At 40.1% G+C, this 19,936-nt stretch carries 16 protein-coding genes; 14 read left to right on the top strand and 2 right to left on the bottom strand.

Annotated features, from left to right (window positions below):
• Nucleotides 1-14: 14 nt before the first annotated feature.
• Nucleotides 15-848, bottom strand: a complete 834-nt coding sequence (locus MUY27_RS05820) for a sulfite exporter TauE/SafE family protein (protein WP_245129044.1) — start codon at nt 846-848, stop codon at nt 15-17.
• 6 nt (nt 849-854) lie between these two features.
• Nucleotides 855-1,508 (bottom strand): FadR/GntR family transcriptional regulator, encoded by a 654-nt coding sequence (locus MUY27_RS05815; protein ID WP_245129043.1) that lies wholly within the window; start codon nt 1,506-1,508, stop codon nt 855-857.
• 1,312 nt (nt 1,509-2,820) lie between these two features.
• Here MUY27_RS05815 and MUY27_RS05810 point away from each other — a divergent pair.
• From MUY27_RS05810 to MUY27_RS05750, 14 genes are all read left to right on the top strand, one after another.
• Nucleotides 2,821-3,396 carry an RNA polymerase sigma factor gene (locus MUY27_RS05810; protein ID WP_245129042.1) on the top strand — a complete coding sequence of 192 codons (576 nt, stop codon included), beginning with the start codon at nt 2,821-2,823 and terminating at the stop codon, nt 3,394-3,396.
• Nucleotides 3,397-3,464: 68 nt separating this feature from the next.
• The gene (locus MUY27_RS05805; RefSeq protein WP_245129041.1) at nt 3,465-4,595 is read left to right on the top strand and encodes a FecR family protein; all 1,131 of its coding nucleotides are present in this window, start codon (nt 3,465-3,467) and stop codon (nt 4,593-4,595) included.
• Nucleotides 4,596-4,934: 339 nt separating this feature from the next.
• Nucleotides 4,935-8,087, top strand: a complete 3,153-nt coding sequence (locus MUY27_RS05800) for a SusC/RagA family TonB-linked outer membrane protein (RefSeq protein WP_245129040.1) — start codon at nt 4,935-4,937, stop codon at nt 8,085-8,087.
• A gap of 11 nt (nt 8,088-8,098) precedes the next feature.
• A complete protein-coding gene (locus MUY27_RS05795; protein WP_245129039.1) occupies nt 8,099-9,514 on the top strand; it encodes a RagB/SusD family nutrient uptake outer membrane protein in 1,416 nt (471 codons plus the stop codon).
• 6 nt (nt 9,515-9,520) lie between these two features.
• Nucleotides 9,521-10,228 (top strand): DUF4843 domain-containing protein, encoded by a 708-nt coding sequence (locus tag MUY27_RS05790; protein ID WP_245129038.1) that lies wholly within the window; start codon nt 9,521-9,523, stop codon nt 10,226-10,228.
• A gap of 12 nt (nt 10,229-10,240) precedes the next feature.
• Nucleotides 10,241-11,653: a PKD-like family lipoprotein gene (locus tag MUY27_RS05785; protein ID WP_245129037.1), complete on the top strand. Its 1,413-nt coding sequence runs from the start codon at nt 10,241-10,243 to the stop codon at nt 11,651-11,653.
• A gap of 14 nt (nt 11,654-11,667) precedes the next feature.
• Nucleotides 11,668-13,062, top strand: coding sequence for a TlpA family protein disulfide reductase (locus tag MUY27_RS05780; RefSeq protein WP_245129036.1), 1,395 nt, complete (start codon nt 11,668-11,670; stop codon nt 13,060-13,062).
• Nucleotides 13,063-13,163: 101 nt separating this feature from the next.
• Nucleotides 13,164-14,825: a trypsin-like peptidase domain-containing protein gene (locus tag MUY27_RS05775; RefSeq protein WP_262918280.1), complete on the top strand. Its 1,662-nt coding sequence runs from the start codon at nt 13,164-13,166 to the stop codon at nt 14,823-14,825.
• A 41-nt stretch (nt 14,826-14,866) separates the two neighbouring features.
• Nucleotides 14,867-15,157, top strand: coding sequence for a PqqD family protein (locus tag MUY27_RS05770; protein ID WP_245129034.1), 291 nt, complete (start codon nt 14,867-14,869; stop codon nt 15,155-15,157).
• Nucleotides 15,150-15,632 (top strand): lasso peptide biosynthesis B2 protein, encoded by a 483-nt coding sequence (locus MUY27_RS05765; RefSeq protein ID WP_245129033.1) that lies wholly within the window; start codon nt 15,150-15,152, stop codon nt 15,630-15,632. The genes MUY27_RS05770 and MUY27_RS05765 overlap by 8 nt, the downstream gene beginning before the upstream one ends.
• Nucleotides 15,629-17,458, top strand: coding sequence for an asparagine synthetase B family protein (locus tag MUY27_RS05760; RefSeq protein WP_245129032.1), 1,830 nt, complete (start codon nt 15,629-15,631; stop codon nt 17,456-17,458). Before MUY27_RS05765 ends, MUY27_RS05760 begins: the two co-directional genes overlap by 4 nt.
• Nucleotides 17,459-17,490: 32 nt before the next feature.
• Nucleotides 17,491-17,625 carry a hypothetical protein gene (locus tag MUY27_RS20555; RefSeq protein ID WP_262918279.1) on the top strand — a complete coding sequence of 45 codons (135 nt, stop codon included), beginning with the start codon at nt 17,491-17,493 and terminating at the stop codon, nt 17,623-17,625.
• Between the two features lie 97 nt (nt 17,626-17,722).
• On the top strand, nt 17,723-18,652 hold the full coding sequence (locus MUY27_RS05755) for a hypothetical protein (RefSeq protein WP_245129031.1): 930 nt from the start codon (nt 17,723-17,725) through the stop codon (nt 18,650-18,652).
• 4 nt (nt 18,653-18,656) lie between these two features.
• Nucleotides 18,657-19,703 (top strand): hypothetical protein, encoded by a 1,047-nt coding sequence (locus MUY27_RS05750; protein ID WP_245129030.1) that lies wholly within the window; start codon nt 18,657-18,659, stop codon nt 19,701-19,703.
• Nucleotides 19,704-19,936 lie beyond the last annotated feature (233 nt).

The following is a 19,936-nucleotide window of genomic DNA, read 5'->3' as shown; positions in this document are numbered from 1 at the left end:
AACTTTTTTGATGATTAAAATTGATGGTTGATTCCGTTATACATCATTTCTGCTGCTACGAATACAATCGCCGCGCAAAATATGTAGCGTAAAAGTGTGGGGTCTAGCCGGGTTAGTAATTTAGAACCTGTAAAGGCGCCACCTAATACGCCAAGCACTACGGGGAACGCAATGCCCGGATTCATATAACCGCGTTGCAGGTAAACAACGGCACTCGCCGCGGCGGTAACGCCGATCATGAAGTTGCTGGTAGTGGTACTTACTTTAAAAGGGATATGCATGGTAGAATCCATCGCCAGTACCTTTAACGCACCGGAACCGATACCCAGCAATCCCGATAAGACACCCGCGATGGTCATGATAGAAAAGCCGCCGCCTACGTTTTTTAACTTATAGGCTACCTCGCCGTCTTTAGTGGGGTAGCTGTTGTTTAGCTTCAGGATTTCGGCCAGCTTGCTGCCTTCGGTTAAAGCTTCCTGGTTTTTTTTTCTGATGGTCATGGCGGCAGAGAACAGCAGGATGACGCCGAAGAGTATAGCGATGGTATTGGTAGGGGTGTAGGCCGCTAATACGGCACCGACAACCGCGCCGACTGTAGTGGCAATTTCCAGGAACATCCCCAGCCTGATATTGGTGATACCTTCTTTTACATAAGCGCTGGCCGCACCCGATGAGTTAGCGATAGAGGCCAGTAAAGCCGCGCCAATAGCGTACCTGATATCCACATGGAAAACCAGTGTAAGCAAGGGGATAACCACCACACCGCCGCCGAGGCCGGTGAGTGAGCCCACCAGGCCTGCCAGAAAAGCACCCAGCAGTACGATGATGGAAAATGTAAGTATAGTCATGATGTATTAATAATTATGGTCCAGTATTTCTTTGGTGATCTGTCGGGCCTGTTCTACGTTCTTGTTTTTGATGGCGTTGTAAAGCGCTTCGTGCAGGTAATGGCTCATGGCAAAATGGGCGATGCCCTGCGCTTCGCGCTTAGAGAAAAAGTCGCGGATGATGACGGTAAAGCTCTGGTATAGATCAGCCAGCACCGGGTTCAGCGATGCATGGGCAATGGCCAGGTGAAAGGCGATGTCGGCATCGATACATGCCTGCCTTTGTTCATTCAAAATAGCCTGTTTACGCTGCAGTAGGTAATCTTCAATTTCTTTGAGGTGCTGTTCTGACTGATGCTCGGCCGCCAGCGTTACAATTTCGTTTTCGAGCAGCTTACGTACGGCATTGATGTGCTCAAAGTCGGCACGTTTAAGACGCTGGTCGATGGATTCCAGTGCAGAAAAGGCATTCACAAAAGTGCCTGCGCCTTGCTGAACCCGTAAGATTCCCGAATCGGCCAATGACTTGATGGCCTCGCGGATAGTAGACCGCCCAACGCTATAACGCTCCATTAGTTCAGGCTCAGAAGGGATCTTCTCATTCACCTTAAAATTCCCTGCGGTAATTTCTTCCCTGATCTGCCTGACCACCTTTTCGCTCAATTTTTCTTTTGCAGCCATGTCTTTTCTGTTTTATGGCACAAATATATGATGTTTATTTTAAACATCTGATGTTTTGTTGGAGAAATTTTTGTCCTATTCATCATTCAAAGGACTTACCTTATCTGTTAAAGGTAGTTCGCACTTCTTCGAATTGATGTTACTTGAATTCCTACTTCTTAAAACGTTACTTGTTACAAAGACTATTAGGGACGCTCCTATTAATATTGCGGGAACAATCATTGAATACATTTCGATTACGAACCATGTTCCTCCTTCTCCTACAGGCGGCATGTTGATGAATTCATTTACTAAGTCACCAATAGTTATAAGATAGAGAGCTATCACGATGCTATAAAAAATTACACTCTGTCGCCGCGTGAGCCGATATCGGATAATGAACGTCAAGATCAAAAAAAAGAGAACTTGTACTATGATGATTACAGGTAGGTCTTCCTTCATTTCTAGCTATTGCGGCGTAAATCCATTTCGTTTGATACAATGATAATGTTAAGACAGTAGAGGATTTTTGGCTACATTATCTAACTAAAGATATTTCTAATGTTGCTATTTGCGTGAGAAAAGTATGAGAAAAAGAAAAGCCGACCTAACAAGATCGGCTTTATTCGTTGTAAATCAAGTGATTCCATCAGAATTCGAACCCAATTGTATAAATAGCTTATTTGTAGACTCTTATATAAAAAACGAAATTTCAGGTAGCTACTTAGGTGCTCACCTACTGACTGTTCAAATTTACAATTTGATAAGAGTTATAGTTAATGTTTATTGTGATTAAACCAAGAAAGAATTGTATGGCAATTTCTATTTTTTAACGTGGCAATTACAATAGTGACTAGTGCTTTACTTCATTATAACGGACTGTACAATCATTTAAAAGATTGATGGTCGTAATTGCAGGCAGGAGAACTTGCTAATTCTACGGAACAGTTGTAGTATTTCGACATAGAACGTTTTCTGTCAACTAATAATAAAGTAATAATATTGCTTCGCCTAAATAGGGCAATATACCATTGCATCAAAAATCTATGATCAGAAGAAATTCGATCTGATCGCCTTCATCCCTTTATTACCGGATGCTGACCTTAATGGACCTTTCATTATTCAAGAAGTAAAATACATGCTGACAGTGGGGCAAAGATCCATTATGACAGTTCCTCTTCAAGGGACGACAGTTTAATAAGCATGCAGATTGTTTGGATGTTTACAGACTATTGAACTTGATTTCTATAATTTACACCATAAATCACACTTCTAATTCAATAAAAAATACAAATAGCAGTTAATATACTTCAATAATATTATATTGGTATCCATGTCAACACTTTCGAACGTGAGCGATGATGAATTGTTATCCGCCTTTAAAGCGGGAAATGCACAAGCGTACCAATATATATATGAACGCTACTGGCAAGTTTTATTCCGCTTTTCACGTAAGATGTTACAGGATGAGGTTTTAGCTAAGGATGTAGTACAGGAGGTATTTACGACTTTATGGGCGAAGAAAAATGATCATCATATTTCTGGCCCTCTGGCTGCTTATTTATATACTTTAACAAGAAACCGTATATTAGATATGGTTAAACGCTCCAAGGTGGAGAATAAGTACCTGGAGTCTTTAAATAACTTTATTGAACTTAACCATACCACTCCCGACCGGCTTTATATTCAAAAAGAACTTTATGACCAAGTAGAAAAGGAAATACAGCATCTACCTGAAAAAATGCGAATGGTGTTTGAAATGAGCAGGAAACATCATAAATCTAATCAGGAAATTGCAGATGAACTTGGTATTACCAATAAGACGGTTAAAAATCAGTTAAGCAGCGCATTAAAGCTGCTCCGGAACAAGCTGGGAGACTCTATTAATATCTATTTAATATTTTTTTAATAATTTTTTGATTTCCTCTGGGACTTTGCGGCGGGTTAGTCGTTAAACCAGTAGAAATCAAATTACTGATGACCGAAAAGGAAGCCAATTTTACTAAAGATCTTCTTGAACGATACAACGCAGGCAAATGTAGTGAAGCAGAATGCAGGCTGGTTGATTCGTGGTTCAATTATCAGGCGGCTAATAACCCGGAAATGCCTGGGTCTGATGATATTGAATTGATCGGGCGTGAGATCTGGCATAATCTACCGGCATCCGGCTATGTTGCAAAAAGACATTTATGGTATAAAATTACAGCAGCTGCGGCTATGCTGGCAGTTGTTTGCGGCATTTTTCTGCACGTTAACTCCCGGCGTAACAATCAACCGGCAGTTGCTAAGCAGAAGCAAACAATTTTGCCTGGCACATACGGCGCAACATTAACACTTGGAAATGGTAACCGTATAGCACTTAGGGCGTTGCAGAACGGCGTTTTTGCAGAGGAATCTACTGTTACTATCAGCAAGACGGCAAAAGGCGAATTAGTTTACAAGGTAAAAGATACGGGGGTTGCCACTCCGCAGGTCAATACCCTCAGCACTGCCAAAGGCGAAACATTTAAAGTTGAACTTCCTGACGGCTCTTCCGTTTGGCTTGATGCGGCCTCTACGCTTACCTATTCAACTAATTTAGCTACTGCAGATATTCGGAAGGTTAGTTTAACCGGAGAAGCATATTTCAAAGTGGCTCATGACGCAGAACACCCTTTTGTTGTAAAGACTGCCGGGCACGAGGTAAAAGTATTAGGAACTGAATTTAATATAAGTTCTTATCCAGATGATGATGTCGAAACAACTACGTTGATAAAGGGAAGCGTGAGCATGTCAACCGCCAATCAAAAGGTTTTATTGGTACCAGGGCAGCAGGGGGTTGTAAATAACGGCAGGATCGAGAAGTCTGCTGCGAATATCTATGCAGCAATAGGCTGGAAAAATAACGAGTTCGTTTTTGCCAGTCAAGACATTCGCGCTATTATGAAACTTATCGCACGATGGTATGATGTGGACATTTATTACGAAGGCAATATTACAAATGAAAAGATCAGCGGTAATATTTCCAGGTTTGCTGACATTAACAGTGTAGTTAACATTTTAAGAGCAACCGAGATGGTAAAAGTTCAGATAGATGGAAGGAAACTAATTATTTCCGGAATTAAATAACATTCAAAGCAGAACTAACTAAAGTCTATAATAAAACTAACTACGCCCCTAATTCATGAGCTATGATTAAACTTTAACTTAACGCCAATTCTCGGAAAATAACGGTCGGCCAACAGGAATCAGACCGGTGAATTCAATAAAAAAATCGCTTTTTATTAAACCTAATTGATGAAAACAAACAATTCAAATGGGATAGGAAAAACTCGTCCCAAATTTTTTCGGGTGCTGTCAGTATCTCAACTTATACTTATTATAACACTTCTGCACGTTAGCGCTGCAAGTTTTGCTCAAAGGGTTACATTAAAGATATCAAATAAGCCGATAACGGAAGTTTTAAGCATGATCAAGGATCAGACCGGGTACAACTTTGTTTACTCAGACAATGTTGTCGCAGCGGCCAAACCAGTTACGCTGAATATCCATGATCAACCTTTAGAAACTGCTTTAAACGCCATTTTTCAGGCTCAGCCGATCAAGTACATCATACAGGATAAAACAATAGTGCTTGTGCTTAAAACTCAAAAACTGGACCAGGTAATTGAAGGCGTTATTAAAGATCGTAAAACTTCTGCTCCAATGACAGGAGTCGTCGTTTCGGTGCAAGGTTCAACACTGGGAACTCAAACCAACGCCCAGGGACGTTATAAATTACTTGTACCTGCGACGGCGGAGTCACTGGAATTTAGATTCATAGGCTACAAAACAGTGGTTGTTAAAATAAAGCCCGGGGCCAGTTATGACATCTTTTTAGAAGAAACACAGGTTGCATTGAACGAGACCGTGATAACCGGTATTTTCGCTCAAAAAAAGGAAAGCTTTACCGGCGCAGCCAAAAGCATTTCAGGTGCTGAACTTAAAAAAGTTAGTTCTAACAACCTGTTTGCTGCTATGGGCGCTATAGACCCTTCGTTCAGGATAGTACAAAATAATATCACCGGCGGAAACATCAATCAGCTCCCTAATATCCAGTTACGCGGTGAGAACTCTTTTCCAAATCTTTCAGGTCAGCTATCAACTGCACCGACGCTTCCGCTGTTAATATTAGATGGTTTTGAAGTAACCTTACAACGTATTGTTGATCTTGATATCAACCTGGTAAAAAATGTGACTATCCTTAAAGATGCATCCGCAACAGCGCTTTACGGGTCCAGGGGCGCAAACGGTGTTGTTGTGATCACTACGATCACGCCATCGCCGGGCCAGTTTCAGGTGAATGTGACCAACGATTTCCGTTTCACCACACCAGATCTGTCTGTTTACAATCTTTTGAACTCCCAACAAAAACTCGACTTTGAAAAACGCGTGGGGCTCTATACTACTACTTCAGCGATACTGCAAAGTAGCGAGGATATGCTTTATAATGAGCGATATAAGGCATACGTAAAAGGTGTAAATACCAACTGGTTATCCATACCCACACAAAACGGATACAGCAATCGTACATCTGTATATGCTCAGGGTGGTGATACTGTAATCCGGTATGGTTTCCAGGTATCAGGAGATTTGCAATCTGGTGTGATGAAAGGCCAGAACAGGCAAAATTATTCGGGGCAGTTTGACTTGAACTACTTTAAAAAGAAGTTTGAATTCCGGAACTCGATACGCGTTTTTCAAAATAAATCCAATGAGTCGCCATACGGAAATTTCAGTGACTATGTAAAAATGAACCCATACTGGACGCCGTATGACGATAAAGGAAAAGTTGTTCCGTTTGTGGAAAATTACAATTTCCTGGGATTTACTTACCAACAGGCCAATCCCATGTATGATGCTACGTTGCATTCTATTAACAGCACAAATTACTTTGGTATTTCCAATAATTTCGTATCCAGATATAAACCTTCATCATATTTTTATATCGAATCAAGTTTAAGCGTCAATAAGCAAACAGGCGGCGGAGATCTGTTTTATTCAGCTCTAAGCCCCAGGTTTGCCAACGTAGCAGATGTAACACAAAGAGGAAGTTACCAATTAACTACTAACGGTTCTTCAGGGTACGAGAGTTTGACCACTGCCAATTTCAATAAGGCTTTTGGTAAGCACGAGATCTATTCCAACCTGGCCTTCAATATCGCAGAAACCAGATCAAATTATTATGTCGTATCGGCAAGTGGTTTCCCGACAGATGCTTTAGATAATCTATTATTTGCCGCGCAGTATACAGGCACGCCAACCGGTGATGAGAATACGGTTAGACGGGTTGGCCTGGTTTATAGCGGTAATTATATCTATGACGATCGGTTTTTCGGTAGTGTATCTATCAGACGGGATGGATCTTCGCAATACGGTAACCAAAAAAGATTTGGGACATTTTGGTCTGTAGGTGCCGGGTGGAATATTCACAACGAATCATTCTTTGGAAAAAGCGATATCGTGAACCGTTTAAAACTTAGAGGTAGCTATGGCTCTACCGGGTCGCTCAATGTGCCATCATACGCTTCACAGTTTCGTTACAATTTTAACACCAGCACAGTTTACTACAATAACCTGGGTGCAACTTTGGCCGCCATGGGGAATGAGTTTTTGAGCTGGCAAAATGTTTACAAGGCAAATATTGGTTTAGATGCCACATTATTTAAAAGTAAACTTGACTTAAGGGTAGAACTATATCGCGAAAATACCAAAAATGCCGTAACGCAAATCACATTGGCGCCATCTGCCGGATTCAATTCGTATACAGAGAACTTCGGCGAGCTGCTCAACAAAGGCTTCGAGTTTTATGCCAGGTACACGCTTATGCAAAATCCGGCGTCAAGAACGTTATGGACCGTTACGTTAAACGGCTTTACCAACAAGAATACGCTAAGCAAGATATCAGATGCATTAAAGGCTTCAAATAATTTGCTTAATAACGGTAACCCCAGCCAGGTGGTACCAAATATGCAGCTGGTAGAAGGGCAGTCTATCAACACCATTTTTGCCGTCAGATCACTGGGTATTGATCCGGTAACAGGTTCCGAAGTTTATTTAACCAAAAACGGGCAAACGACGTTGAACTGGAATGTAGCAGACAAGGTTCCGGTAGGTGTCAGTCAGCCCGTTTGGAATGGCAACTTCGGTACCAACTTTTCGCACCGCGGGTTTGAGCTCGGCCTTATTTTTAACTATCAATGGGGGGGGCAAATGTATAACCAAACACTCGTAGATAGAGTGGAGGCGGTTGACGCGCGTTTCAATGTCGATCAAAGAGCCTACAATCTCGGATGGACAGGGCCAGGTTCTGTCAGTCCCTACAAAAGGATAACAGCAAATCCGGGCACTACCAAACTTACTTCCAGGTTTGTACAAAATGACAACAACCTCATTCTAAGTTCTGCTTCTTTGGGATATGGCTTCTATGACAGGCAGTTTCTTAAACGTATTGGGCTTAGAAGTTTGCAGCTGACTGCAATAACCAATGATCTGTTCCGGGTGAGCTCTATTCAGGTTGAACGCGGCACAAGCAACCCTTTTGCGAGAACCTATTCATTAACATTAAGAGCGGGCTTTTAAAATTTAAAACAATGAATTGTAAAAAAATACTGGCACTATTGGTTTGCTTAACTACCATACTCGCGTCATGTAAAAAGTATCTTGACGTTAATCCCAAATCTTCAATTTCAGAAGAGGCACTGTTTTCCTCAGAAACCGGATTTCAGCAAGCATTGGATGGGGTATACTCATTGTTTGCTTCTCGCGCCCTTTTTGGCGACAACCTGTCTATGGGGTTTGAATCGGCACTTGCGCAAAACTATAGTATTCCTACCGCAAATACGTTCTATGATACGTCAAATCTCAACCTGACTTCAGCGGAGGTTGCAGGCTTTGGAAATGATATCTGGAGTAACGGGTATAACGCTATTGCCGGTGCTAACAAAGTGATACAAAACACTCAGGATAAACGCAATGTGCTGAGCGACCAAGCCTATGGCAGAATACGGGGCGAGGCACTTGCCCTTAGAGCGTATATGCATTTTGAACTATTGCGCTTATTCGGGCCAGAATATGTAGCTGGCCAGAATAACAAAGCGATACCCTACAAAACAGCGGTGAATCAATATACCGTAATACCATCTACTACGCAAGTTGTCGTACAAAAAGCACTGGCCGACCTTAAAGAGGCAGAACAACTGCTGAGCAATTCTGATCCAATATTAACCGGTGATGTAACCAGGAGAATCAAAATGAATTATTATGCAGTAAAGGCGCTTGAGGCAAGGATCTATCTTTTTTCCGGCGATAAAAACAACGCTTTTGCTGCCGCTAAAACTGTTGTAAATGCCAATAAATTTCCATTCGTCTCTTTCAACGCAGCTACGGCTGACGCAAGTTCAAGGGACCGGCTTTACATTACCGAACAGATTTTTGGCTTACGTGTGGCCAACTTAAGAAATTGGGCCGATCAGAGCTATTTCCGCGGAGCATCTTCAATGCGCAGATCCCTGAGCGATTATCAAACCCTGTACGAAACCGCATCTGGTGGGTCAACAGATATCCGATACCTGGCCCGAATAGAAACCGACAACAGCGTTTCTAACAGTGGCGGAAACGTGTTCTGCTCAAAATTTTGGCAAACCTATCCGGGTACTTCACCAACTGACGACAGGCTGGATGAGATTGTACCTATGCTACGCTTATCTGAAATGTATTACATATTAGCCGAGTGCGCCCCATCTACAGTTGATGGCGTTAATTATTTAAACATGGTAAGACAGAATAGAAATTTAACTGCACTTGCCGGTAACATTACTCAAGCCGCATTGAGTAGCGAGATTACTAAAGAATATCAGAAAGAGTTTCATGCAGAAGGCCAGCTTTTCTTTTACTACAAAAGAAAGAATGTTGTTAGAATGCAATTTAAAACTTCAGATATATCCTTATCCCAGTACGTGCTCCCTATTCCAGACAGTGAACTAGAATTTAATCCCAACTACAAATAAAGTTATATGAAATACTTAACTATATTAATGCTTTTGGTGTTCGCTTTAGGCTGTAAAAAAAGTGATATACTAACGTATCACGGTGCTGATGGCATTAGCTTCTATATTACCTATTTTGAAAATCCGGATAGCATAAACTATTCATTTGCTTTACAACCTACCCAAAAACAGCGCGACACAGTGCTTCTTAATATGCGGCTGGTTGGCAAGATTTCAGCCAACGCGCGCACTTTTAAACTAAGAGCAACTGATAGTTCAACGGCAAGAAATAACATTGATTATATATTGCCCGATATGAAGCTCCCTGCTAATCAAATGTTCGTTAAATATCCGCTCATCGTTTTAAACTCGCCTGAAATGAAAACGAAATCTTTTAAACTGCTGCTGGAGGTAGCTCCCGGAGCCGAACTTGTTGCAGGTGCGCCCGGCATTGCTACAGACCTTTCCGCTAATTTGAAAAGAATGAAGGTGAACATTACAGGTCAGTTGATCAAGCCGGATTACTGGGAAAATGTTCAGTTTGTGTTTGGAACATTTAGCGTAACCAAGTTTCAGTTTATGATCAAAACTTCAGGGCTAACCAATTTTAGTCCCGCTGTTATTGGACTTGGAGAAATTTTCAGGCTTCAGGTAACGTTCAGGAACGCCCTAACAGCGTATGAGAAAGTTAACGGCCCTCTAATAGACGAGTCTGGAAACCGGGTTATATTTTAAAAAATGTCAACAATGAAAATTTACTTATATACCTTATTCTTAGGTTGTGTGTGCCTGCTCTCTTGTAAAAAGGATAAACAAGACTTTAAGTATGCCCAACTGAATGAAGTAACAATTAAAACAGATTCGGCTATTACTATCACACAGTTTGATACGTTAAAGCTCGATCCGGTGATTACAGAATCCAAACCTTCTGGCGAAAGCTATAGCTACCAGTGGAAAATATATTCTGTTACCCCTGTAGAAGGGATATCGTCAATGGTTCTTTCAACAGATAAAGCAATTAAGGCAGTGATTAGTTATCCGCCACTTAGGGACGGGTATAACTTAGAATACAAGGTAACGAATAAAAGCAACGGCGTATCTGCCTTTAAAACCTTTAGCTTGCAAGTTACCAGTGTTTTTAAAGATGGCTGGTTAGTGAGTAGTACAAAAGGTAATACAGCTGGGTTAGATTTTATAAGGTCAGATTACAGGGTTTTTTACTCTCCTGCAACAGCTGTTAATCGAACCGCTTATACAGGTAATGCGGTAGCTGCATACGCTTATCCAAGCTCTTACGGAGCAAAAACAAGCATCGGTTTTTTTACGGATAACGGCAATTATATTTATGATGCCAATAGTTTCTTAGAAAGTGGCAAATCAACAACTGGCTTTACACCGGTTAAGGGCCAGTTTACCTTTGGGTTGACAAGATATGGATCCGAGGAGTATATAATAAATAACGGAGACCTGTTTGGTGCTTCAGTAATAGATGACCCAATTAATGTGACCTTTACAGACCGTATCGGCGGCGATTATTCGCTTTTTCCTAAAGTAATCAAGAGCACCTATTTCATTACCTATTTTTTTGATAATAAGTACAAAAGGTTTATGTATACAACTTTTGGAGATTTCGGTTTAAACCCTGTTCTGGGCTCTTCTTCTGCGGCGTTTAATATGGGTAATACAGGCATGACCATGGTGGGAGCGTCAGATGGCCCACAAGATGTAAGTACAGGGACATATTACTTTATAATGCAGGATAATGTTGGCAACAGATATATTTATTCTTTAAACGGTGGCAAGCCAGTGCTTAAACAACAAATGCAGAACAGCCCTGAAATTGCCTCTGCTAAAACATTTGCCAGTTCGCTTTTTCTTAATCAAATGTATTACGCTACAGATAATAAACTGTATGTGTACGATATCCTAAGTAATTCCTCAAAGCTCATTTACACCTTCCCGGCAGGTGTTTTAATTAAACAAATGGTTGTGCAGCCCAATGATGCAAGAAAACTCGTGATCGCTACAAATATCGGTACATCGGGTAGCGTGTACTTTTTTCAGTTAGACAACCTTGGCAATATCGTAAACAATAGTTACGTGCAAAAAATAGATGGCTTTGGCGCAATAGCTAACATCGATTATCGTAAACCCAACTAATAATAAATAATAAAATGCTAAAAAAAATTTCTTTGTTTTTGATGCTGATCACTTGTTCAGCCTCATTATTCGCTCAAAAGGAACGGGACTACCAAAAGGCAGTTGATTCTTTGTCGGCAATTAAAGATACCGTTGTTCTAAATAAAAAATTGGCTGCTTTAAAGGAAGGTAACGAAAGCGATCTTACCCTTTTGTTAAATTACAATGTGGCTAAAGAATTGCCTTATCAACCGCTGCTTGAACTTATTGAAAAGCGTTTTCCAAAAGGTGATATTGCCTACAGCAGACAGATTGACCGTTTAGTTACAGAAAAGGACCTGCAAAAGAAACTTCAAATGCTGGAGGCGCTTAAAAAACAATTCCCAAATAGAGATATGGGATATGCGTATGCCATGATTTCTCACGCTTTTGCAAATGCCGGCAAGTTTGATAAATCTATGGAATACCTGTACAAAACTAAAGGCTATTACAGATTAACGGCGTGGGCCATGTTTGCGTATGTCACTAATCCTGTTTCTGTTGCAAAAGTAGAGCAATTGGTTGACAAGGAGCTGAAAAATACTAAAACGATGACCCTGGAACAACAAAATTTGATGCTCAGTTTAAAGCGTTATTTCTTTGAAAAAAAGGGCGATTTTAAACAAGCGGCAGTTGTTAGCAAAAAGATTATCGACTTAAAAAAAGGTAAGGATCAAAAAGAAAATGACCATTACACAGTATTGCTTGCTAAAAGCGGGCAGTATAAACAAGCTTTCCCTGCATTAGAGGCAGCTATTATGCAAGGCACTGAAGATGAGGAGATCAGAGATGGCTATCGTATGGCTTACCAAAGTTTATACCCAAATAGAAACTATAAAGCCCATCTAGATTCGATCAATAAACGTTTGCAGGAGAAATACGAGAATACGTATAACAGCAACATCGCTCAAAAATTAGTTAAAACTAAAGCGCCTGAATTTGAATTGCTTGATGTAAATGGCAATAAGGTTAACCTTGAAACTTTTAAGGGAAAAACCATGGTGATTGATTTTTGGGCAACCTGGTGCGGCCCATGTAAAGCTGCTTTACCCGGAATGCAACAACTGGTTAATAAATACAAAGGCGATACTACCATTAAATTTCTGTTTATACACACCAATGAATTACCGGGTGAAACCCCTAAAGTAAAAGAAAATGCAATGGCATACTTTAAATCAAAGCAATATGATTTACCGTTATATCTTGATCTAAGAAAAGGCGAAAAGGGTAATGAAGTTGCAAAGGCTTTTAAAGTTACAGGTATTCCACATAAGGTGATTGTTGATGGTAATGGTTTTATACGCTTTACCAGCGTAGGCTTTAGCGGTTCTACCCCCGAGTTAATAGCAGAAATGAGCGCCGCTATTGAGGAGATAAAAAAGTCTAATTAATTTATTTGGTAACTGGGGGAGCTGGATTATTCCTAGTTGAGGCCCCCCTGCTTACCTAAAACCTGATATAAATCGTTTTTGCGAAATTTTGAAGTTGAGGGATGATCTTGTTTAGAATTGCGAAGTGCAGCTTTTTAATATTTATTTTAACCATATTAAATGCTAATGCCCAGAAAGAAATCTTGACGCCGCATCAGGTCGAAAAACTTATAAAACAAACTTACGATAGGGTACACGGTGCTTGCATTAAATTAGTAATTCGTGACACCCTGAATGATCGTGATTTTGGTGGCTTCAGTGGTGTAATTGTATCCCGGGATGGTTTGATTTTAACTGCAGCACACTCCGTAATGCCCGGTATTAGATACAGGGTAGAATTTTCTGACGGAAAAAAGGCGGTTGCCACGGCATTAGGGCGGATAGCTTTTACAACTACGGATAAAAAGCTGGATCTCGCTATGCTTAAAATCCAGGAAAAAGCCATATGGCCTTATGCAGAGTTGCGCGACAGCCAATCGCTTTTGCCCGGAGAAGGTTGCGTAGGCATATCCTATCCCGGTAGTTTTTTTAGAACTGAACCTAACGTGCGGTTTGGCCGTATTTCCCGGCTGGATGATGGATATGGCTACATAGAATCTACTTGTAAGATGGAGCCGGGAGATTCAGGAGGTGCGTTATTTGACCTTAGTGGAAAATTAATAGGCGTACGCGACAAGATCAATGTAAACGAAGACGAAAACTTCGATATCCAAATCAATCTGTTTCGTAAATACTGGACAGCACTTCAGAAACCGATTGATTACAAAACACTACCTGATAGTGACCGGTTTGAGTCTATCCCTTTGCCAAGTCGCCTCAATAGCCGCCTGCCCGAAAAGCTGGTAACATTCCATCCATCAGTCTTAGATAGTGCATATGTTGTTTACAATAATGATAAGGGTTTAATCCAGACAGCGTTGGCAGCCCATGTAACAGGTAAGTTCAACAGCAGAGGGCTGCACGTATTCATCAGCAAAAGTTCATTGGTAGGCGAGCATCCGTGGATCGTTTATAAGGGTAGAAAAGTTCCCTTATCGGTTTCCCTGCGTAACCGGGAAAACGACTTTGTGGTGATGCAAACCGCCCAACCTTTACCAGGTTTGGTGTCAATTGATATTGATCGTTCATGTTCAAATAATCCCAACCAGAAGAATATAGGAGAATTCGTCATTTCTCCGTTACCGGAAAAAGGCTATAAAGTTGGTATCGTTAGCACGCAAATACTAGAACTTCCCGTGTTATTTAGCAGAGCACAACTTGGAGCATTATTAGAGAACAAGGATGGAAAGGTTTTCGTGAAAGACATTGCAGTGTCGTATCCTGCAGAAAAGTATCTTAAGATTGGAGATCAGATTTTGTCATTTAATAACAATAAGGTGGACGATGCCGGTACGTTTGAGTTTAAAATGAAAGAATTCTATATTGGTGATAGTGTGGCACTGAATATTTTGAGGGATGGGAGTACGCTGAAAGTCATCATCCCATTTGAAGAACAAAGTTCTGATCATCTGGCGGCTAAATACGAGGGTAAACGTAGCAAGCGGGCTGACGGATTTAAAGAAGTTTTTGTGCAGGATGCAGCAATCCGGTCTGATGAATGCGGGGGGCCTGTCTATGACGGTGCCGGGAAATTTTTAGGTATCAACATTGCCCGGCATAGCAGGACCTCAACTGTAATTTTGCCTGCAGACGTGATCAGGAAATTGGTTACTTATAAGAAATAAGTTCAGCTTAAAATTAACGGTTTAATTAAATGTAATTCAAGATGGCAAAAATGGAATTCTCAAATAAGATGGTTGTTTTTCCGCCAGAAGTTCTTACACAGCATATTGGCGGCGGTTTGGTATTAATGAACATGAATACCGAATATTTTTATGAGTTGGACGAAACAGGTAAGCGTTTTTGGGAACTTTTATCTGAGTTTGGAAAGATAGATGTGGCTATTACAAAACTTACGATGGAGTATGAGGTAACTGAGGATGTTGTGAATGAGGATATGGCAGCATTGTTACACAAATTGGTTGAATATAAACTGATCGAGATACGGCATGAGTAATAAAACTGCCATACGTCAAATTAGCGAAAGCTTAGCCGCTTTTAGATACAAGTTTTTGAGATGCCGTTTTTTGGTAAATTTAATCGAGGCATCACTTTTAACCATTGGTTTTAAGGGAACAACTGCGTTATTGGAGTTTTTAAATTCGTTTAGTAAAAAGCATACTTATCTTCATGCGGGCGACGATGGGGATATGGTGATAATAGATCGTTATTATAACATATTTTACTTAATTAGCCTGGGGGGGCGCTTCAAAGGGAGATGCTTGTCGCGTTCCCTTGCTATGCAATATGCACTTAAATGCTATGGGCTAAGAACAGATTTGAGAATAGGCGTAGATATTCACAACGGTAATTTTTTTGCGCATGCGTGGCTCGAAAGAAACGGGATTATCTTAAATGACCATCCGATTAATATTGAAAACTATTTCGTGCTACCGCTAGATAAACTAAATTCAAAAATGCAATTTGTATGAGCGGATTTGTTGGTTTAATAGCATCTGATAACCGTTATAACGCAAGCAGTGTACTGGATAAATGTCAGGAAGAAATTTCTCGATGTTGTAATGACCATTTGGGCAGACATCAAAGCCCGTTGATTGATCTGAGGTTTGGTTGGCTAAAAGTAGATGACGATACCGACGATGACATCCAGCCATTCACCGATGATGCAAAAGTTTACATTACAGGAGATGTAAGACTCGACAATCGCGAACGATTGATTGAGCTGATGCAACAAAAAGGAGTTGCTGTAGATAACAAAATACCAGACAGCCATTTGGTTTTATATGCTTTTAAAACCTGGGAAGAAGGTATGATGAAATATCTTGCAGGTGACTTCTCCTTTGCCATTTGGAATGAAGCGACTGAAACACTTTTTTGTGCGCGTGATCATTTCGGTCTGGTACCTTTTTATTACGCCAACACGGAACATGGGTTCTTATTTAGTAATTATTACCGCTGCCTGAAGCATGTACCAAATCTCTTTGATGAGCTGCGTACTAATGTATTGCAAGATTATTTTTTTTGCGGTAGAAACGACAGCGTTGAACACACCATTTATACAAAACTTTTTAAGCTACCGCCAGCTCATCAGATTTCTTTAAAAAAGGGTAAGTTGGAAATCAGTCGATATTGGAGTGGAACACAGAAAAATACTCCCGTAGAAAAGTTAACCACATCTGCTTATGTAGCCAGGTTCTATGATATTTTAGAAAGGTCAGTAGGTGATCGGGTTCGTAGTAAGCACGTGTCTTGTCATTTAAGTGGTGGTATGGATAGTTCTTCGGTAACTGCTTTAACTGCAAAAAACCACAAAGAAAGGTACGGGTCTGCAATGGGCCTTAATGCCTATAATTTTACCTTGGAAACAAATGTGGTAGAATCCGAAACCTTCTATTCAAAAATAATTGCAGAACATTTGGGCATTCCTCTGCGCCATTACCTGGCTGACCAATTGGCCGGACATCATGCAAAAGATGATCAGACATGGTATCCAGAACCCGCCGGAAGTTTAGCAACTGTACCGGATGGCGGTATGCTAAGGGATACATTACAGAGATCAAGGATTACACTTACCGGTTTTGGTGGTGATCCTTTGTTTGGGTGTCAAGATGAAATCTGGAGCAGCAGAATTCTTTTAAATGGTGTATTTAAAACAGTTTTGGATTGGGGAAAGTTTGTGGTTATTCATAAAAGGATACCAAGATTAAACGTAAGTACAAAGAAGAAAAAACGGAAGCTAGCTGCCAAACCTTTTTTTAGCCCGCCCTCATGGATAAGGGAAGATTTTATTGATGAAGAATATTTAAAGGCCAAAATAGAGCTTGCAGCTTCACCTCAAGCACTAGCTGACGGTATGTCCACACATCCTTTTTGGCCATACCTGTTTGAAATTGGTCACCCGGGCTTTACCGGAATGAAGATGAAATATCTTCACCCATTTTTTTCTTTAGAACTCTTTGAATTTATAAAAATTGTTCCACCTCATCTGCTTAATCAAAAATTAATTCTCCGCGCAGCGATGGTTGAAGAATTACCTGCGGTGGTAGTTCACCGGCAAAAGACGCTTGCTTATTCTTTTTCCCGAATTCAAAATTTAAAAAAATCGGGCTTACTGGAATTTCTGAAAGACAAGATCAGTAGTGCTCCGGATTTTATTAAGGGAGTTATCGATGAACCTGCGCTGCACAAAGAAATATCTGACTCAGAACTACTGAAAAAAGCAGATACCAAAAAGATAGAGGCTTTGGCAAATATTCTTTTATGGGGTTTATATGATTACAGGCAAACAGCTAATTAACCAACATTTTAATACTTTAATCATTTCTGATCATGGAAAATCAAGAGAACCAAAAAAAGAGCTATGAATCGCCTAAAATCAAAGAATTAGGAAAAATTGGCGAAGTTACAAACGCTGGTACACAAGGAGCGGACGCTAATGACAGTACAAATGGATACGGGTCTTAATGTGTCATACTCTAAGTAACCTTTTTTGTTTAATATACAGGCCGAAATTATTTCGGCTTGTATATTTTTTACTCAGTTTTAACCCTAATCCAAAAGTTTGAAATTAGATACTGAATTTAAAGAGCTATCGTGGGATGCATTTATTACTATAAAAGAAAAGTTTGTCTTTTCTGATTTAAGATCCATTATCAATAATGATATCGGCGAAATTGTACAGAGCGGTCTTTCAACAAATGGAGAAAAATGTACATTGTTCAAATACTTTGACAATACCGATAAGGCCGAGTTTTTAATATCAGGCTCCGCCAAAAATGTATATTACGCATATACTGATGCAGCTTCTAAAAGAACCATTAATTCTCTGATAAGAGGGAATATCACCAAATTTTGCTTACAACATCAGGGAAACTTTTGCTTACATGCGGCTGGTGTCCAGGTTGATAACGGTGTAATTTTATTTACTGGCCATAAAACGGCTGGCAAATCTACCCTTACAGCTTATTTTCGTTTAAAAGGGCACACTGTTTGGTGCGATGACTATGCCGTTGTTGGCTCTAACGGCGGTAATTGGTTTGCTTATAAGGGAGATGATGATTTAAAAGTAACACCCGAAACTGCATCGCTGTTTAACCTTCCCTATAGTGAGCTTCAAAGTGTTTTTACCTATCGCAACAAAATTGACAACTCTGAGAAGCCAGTAGCAGGTAAATATTACTTTAAAAGTTCTGTAGATTTAGCACAGCCTGAGTCTTTACCAGTAAAGGCAGTTTTTCAGCTTTATCCGCGCGAGTTATCACCTCTCAATATTGTTCACGATCAGGATAAACAGAAAGCCTTTATGTTTCTGCTAAAAGAAATGATGCTCCCCGGTGTAAACTCGAAAGCATATATAGAACTTTATTTCAAGTCGGCCAAAAGGTTCATAGACGATCTGCCATTTTACGCAGTACATGCACCAGATGCCATTGAAAGGATTGGTGAGGTATATCATGAAATTTTAAGGGTTTCTCTTACTGACAAACGTTAAAGCGATGCTTAATTATTCATTATTGTGTGCCTCGGCAGGTTTTTTTGACAAGCTCCCCGCCGAACTTGTATCAAATGAACAAAGGCGGCATTTGTTAGAAGCGGCAGAATTATTTCCTCCTATTTTGAGGTTCGCCCTCGAATGCAGACTAAATTCAAATACGCAGGTTGATTTGCAAATGTGTTTACAAAGGGATAAAGATGATTTAACATCTGTATATCAATGGTTCGATAAGCTAATTGACAGGCAAACTGAAGATGAGACACGCTTTATGGATTTTTTAAGCAAATGGTCAACTTCTAAGAATTCTTACTACGAAGATATAATAGAAATTTTCCTGGAGTTAGACGTAAGAACTACTGCATTTGGGGTGCCACTATTATTTTTACAACTGGAACCTACCTTAACCAAGGACAAGAAAAAAACTTTCTGTGATTACCTGATCACGGAAACACTTGGAGAAAGGAAAGTTTTTTTGCCAATTTTGGATAAGATCATAGATCTGTGTCCAGAGCATGGTAATGTTGCTTACTTGGGTATGCAATTTTCTCGTGACGTTAATGTTTTAAGAGTAAATATTAAAACGCTTACAGCGGAAAGTGTGCTTTTATTTCTTAAAGCTATTGGCTATCAGTGGATATCTGAAAGTTTAGCAGATTGTATAGAATTTGTATATGAACATGCTGATCGCGTTACGTTATGTCTTGATATAAGTACCGGTGTTCTACCGGGTATTGGATTTGAGTGTTTTTGGAATGAGTTTTCTGCTGAAGATGTCCGGTGGGTGGCATTCAAATCGGTTATCATTGAAAAAGGTTTATGCGAACCTCAAAAAATTCAAGCGGTAGAAAGCTGGAATAAGAATATTTTTCCTGGCGATATACCACATTGGCCAGAGCATTTGTGGATTGAGTCTTTACAAAGGTCAGATTTGGAGTTTGTCTATTTAAAGCAAACGCTCTCACATATAAAAGTGTCCTACAAACTTGATAAACCTTTAGAATTTAAAGCTTATCTGGGCTACCTCAATTTGTGGATGAACTTAGCATAATTTATGTCTGACCTTTGATATTGAATAAAGTAATATTAGAGGTATAAATTCAAAAAGCAGTCAGCGTAATCAGGGTAGATTTAGAAGTTATGTTTCTAACAACAATCTAATGCTGAATTTTGACCAATTGAAATTGTGGCGAAGGGATGATTATAATTTGTTCAATAATCTTTTGACCGGACATTCGCTTCTTTTTTAGAGAAAGAAAGAATGTTATATCATGCTGGAAAGGC

This window comes from Mucilaginibacter straminoryzae (genome assembly GCF_022953055.1).
GTDB lineage: Bacteria > Bacteroidota > Bacteroidia > Sphingobacteriales > Sphingobacteriaceae > Mucilaginibacter > Mucilaginibacter straminoryzae.
This window is presented reverse-complemented; position numbering and strand designations above follow the sequence as displayed.

Coding starts and splice junctions, on each gene's coding strand:
- MUY27_RS05820 (WP_245129044.1), bottom strand. CDS start 848: ATGACTATACTTACATTTTCCATCATCGTACTGCTGGGTGCTTTTCTG.
- MUY27_RS05815 (WP_245129043.1), bottom strand. CDS start 1,508: ATGGCTGCAAAAGAAAAATTGAGCGAAAAGGTGGTCAGGCAGATCAGG.
- MUY27_RS05810 (WP_245129042.1), top strand. CDS start 2,821: ATGTCAACACTTTCGAACGTGAGCGATGATGAATTGTTATCCGCCTTT.
- MUY27_RS05805 (WP_245129041.1), top strand. CDS start 3,465: ATGACCGAAAAGGAAGCCAATTTTACTAAAGATCTTCTTGAACGATAC.
- MUY27_RS05800 (WP_245129040.1), top strand. CDS start 4,935: ATGATCAAGGATCAGACCGGGTACAACTTTGTTTACTCAGACAATGTT.
- MUY27_RS05795 (WP_245129039.1), top strand. CDS start 8,099: ATGAATTGTAAAAAAATACTGGCACTATTGGTTTGCTTAACTACCATA.
- MUY27_RS05790 (WP_245129038.1), top strand. CDS start 9,521: ATGAAATACTTAACTATATTAATGCTTTTGGTGTTCGCTTTAGGCTGT.
- MUY27_RS05785 (WP_245129037.1), top strand. CDS start 10,241: ATGAAAATTTACTTATATACCTTATTCTTAGGTTGTGTGTGCCTGCTC.
- MUY27_RS05780 (WP_245129036.1), top strand. CDS start 11,668: ATGCTAAAAAAAATTTCTTTGTTTTTGATGCTGATCACTTGTTCAGCC.
- MUY27_RS05775 (WP_262918280.1), top strand. CDS start 13,164: ATGATCTTGTTTAGAATTGCGAAGTGCAGCTTTTTAATATTTATTTTA.
- MUY27_RS05770 (WP_245129034.1), top strand. CDS start 14,867: ATGGCAAAAATGGAATTCTCAAATAAGATGGTTGTTTTTCCGCCAGAA.
- MUY27_RS05765 (WP_245129033.1), top strand. CDS start 15,150: ATGAGTAATAAAACTGCCATACGTCAAATTAGCGAAAGCTTAGCCGCT.
- MUY27_RS05760 (WP_245129032.1), top strand. CDS start 15,629: ATGAGCGGATTTGTTGGTTTAATAGCATCTGATAACCGTTATAACGCA.
- MUY27_RS20555 (WP_262918279.1), top strand. CDS start 17,491: ATGGAAAATCAAGAGAACCAAAAAAAGAGCTATGAATCGCCTAAAATC.
- MUY27_RS05750 (WP_245129030.1), top strand. CDS start 18,657: ATGCTTAATTATTCATTATTGTGTGCCTCGGCAGGTTTTTTTGACAAG.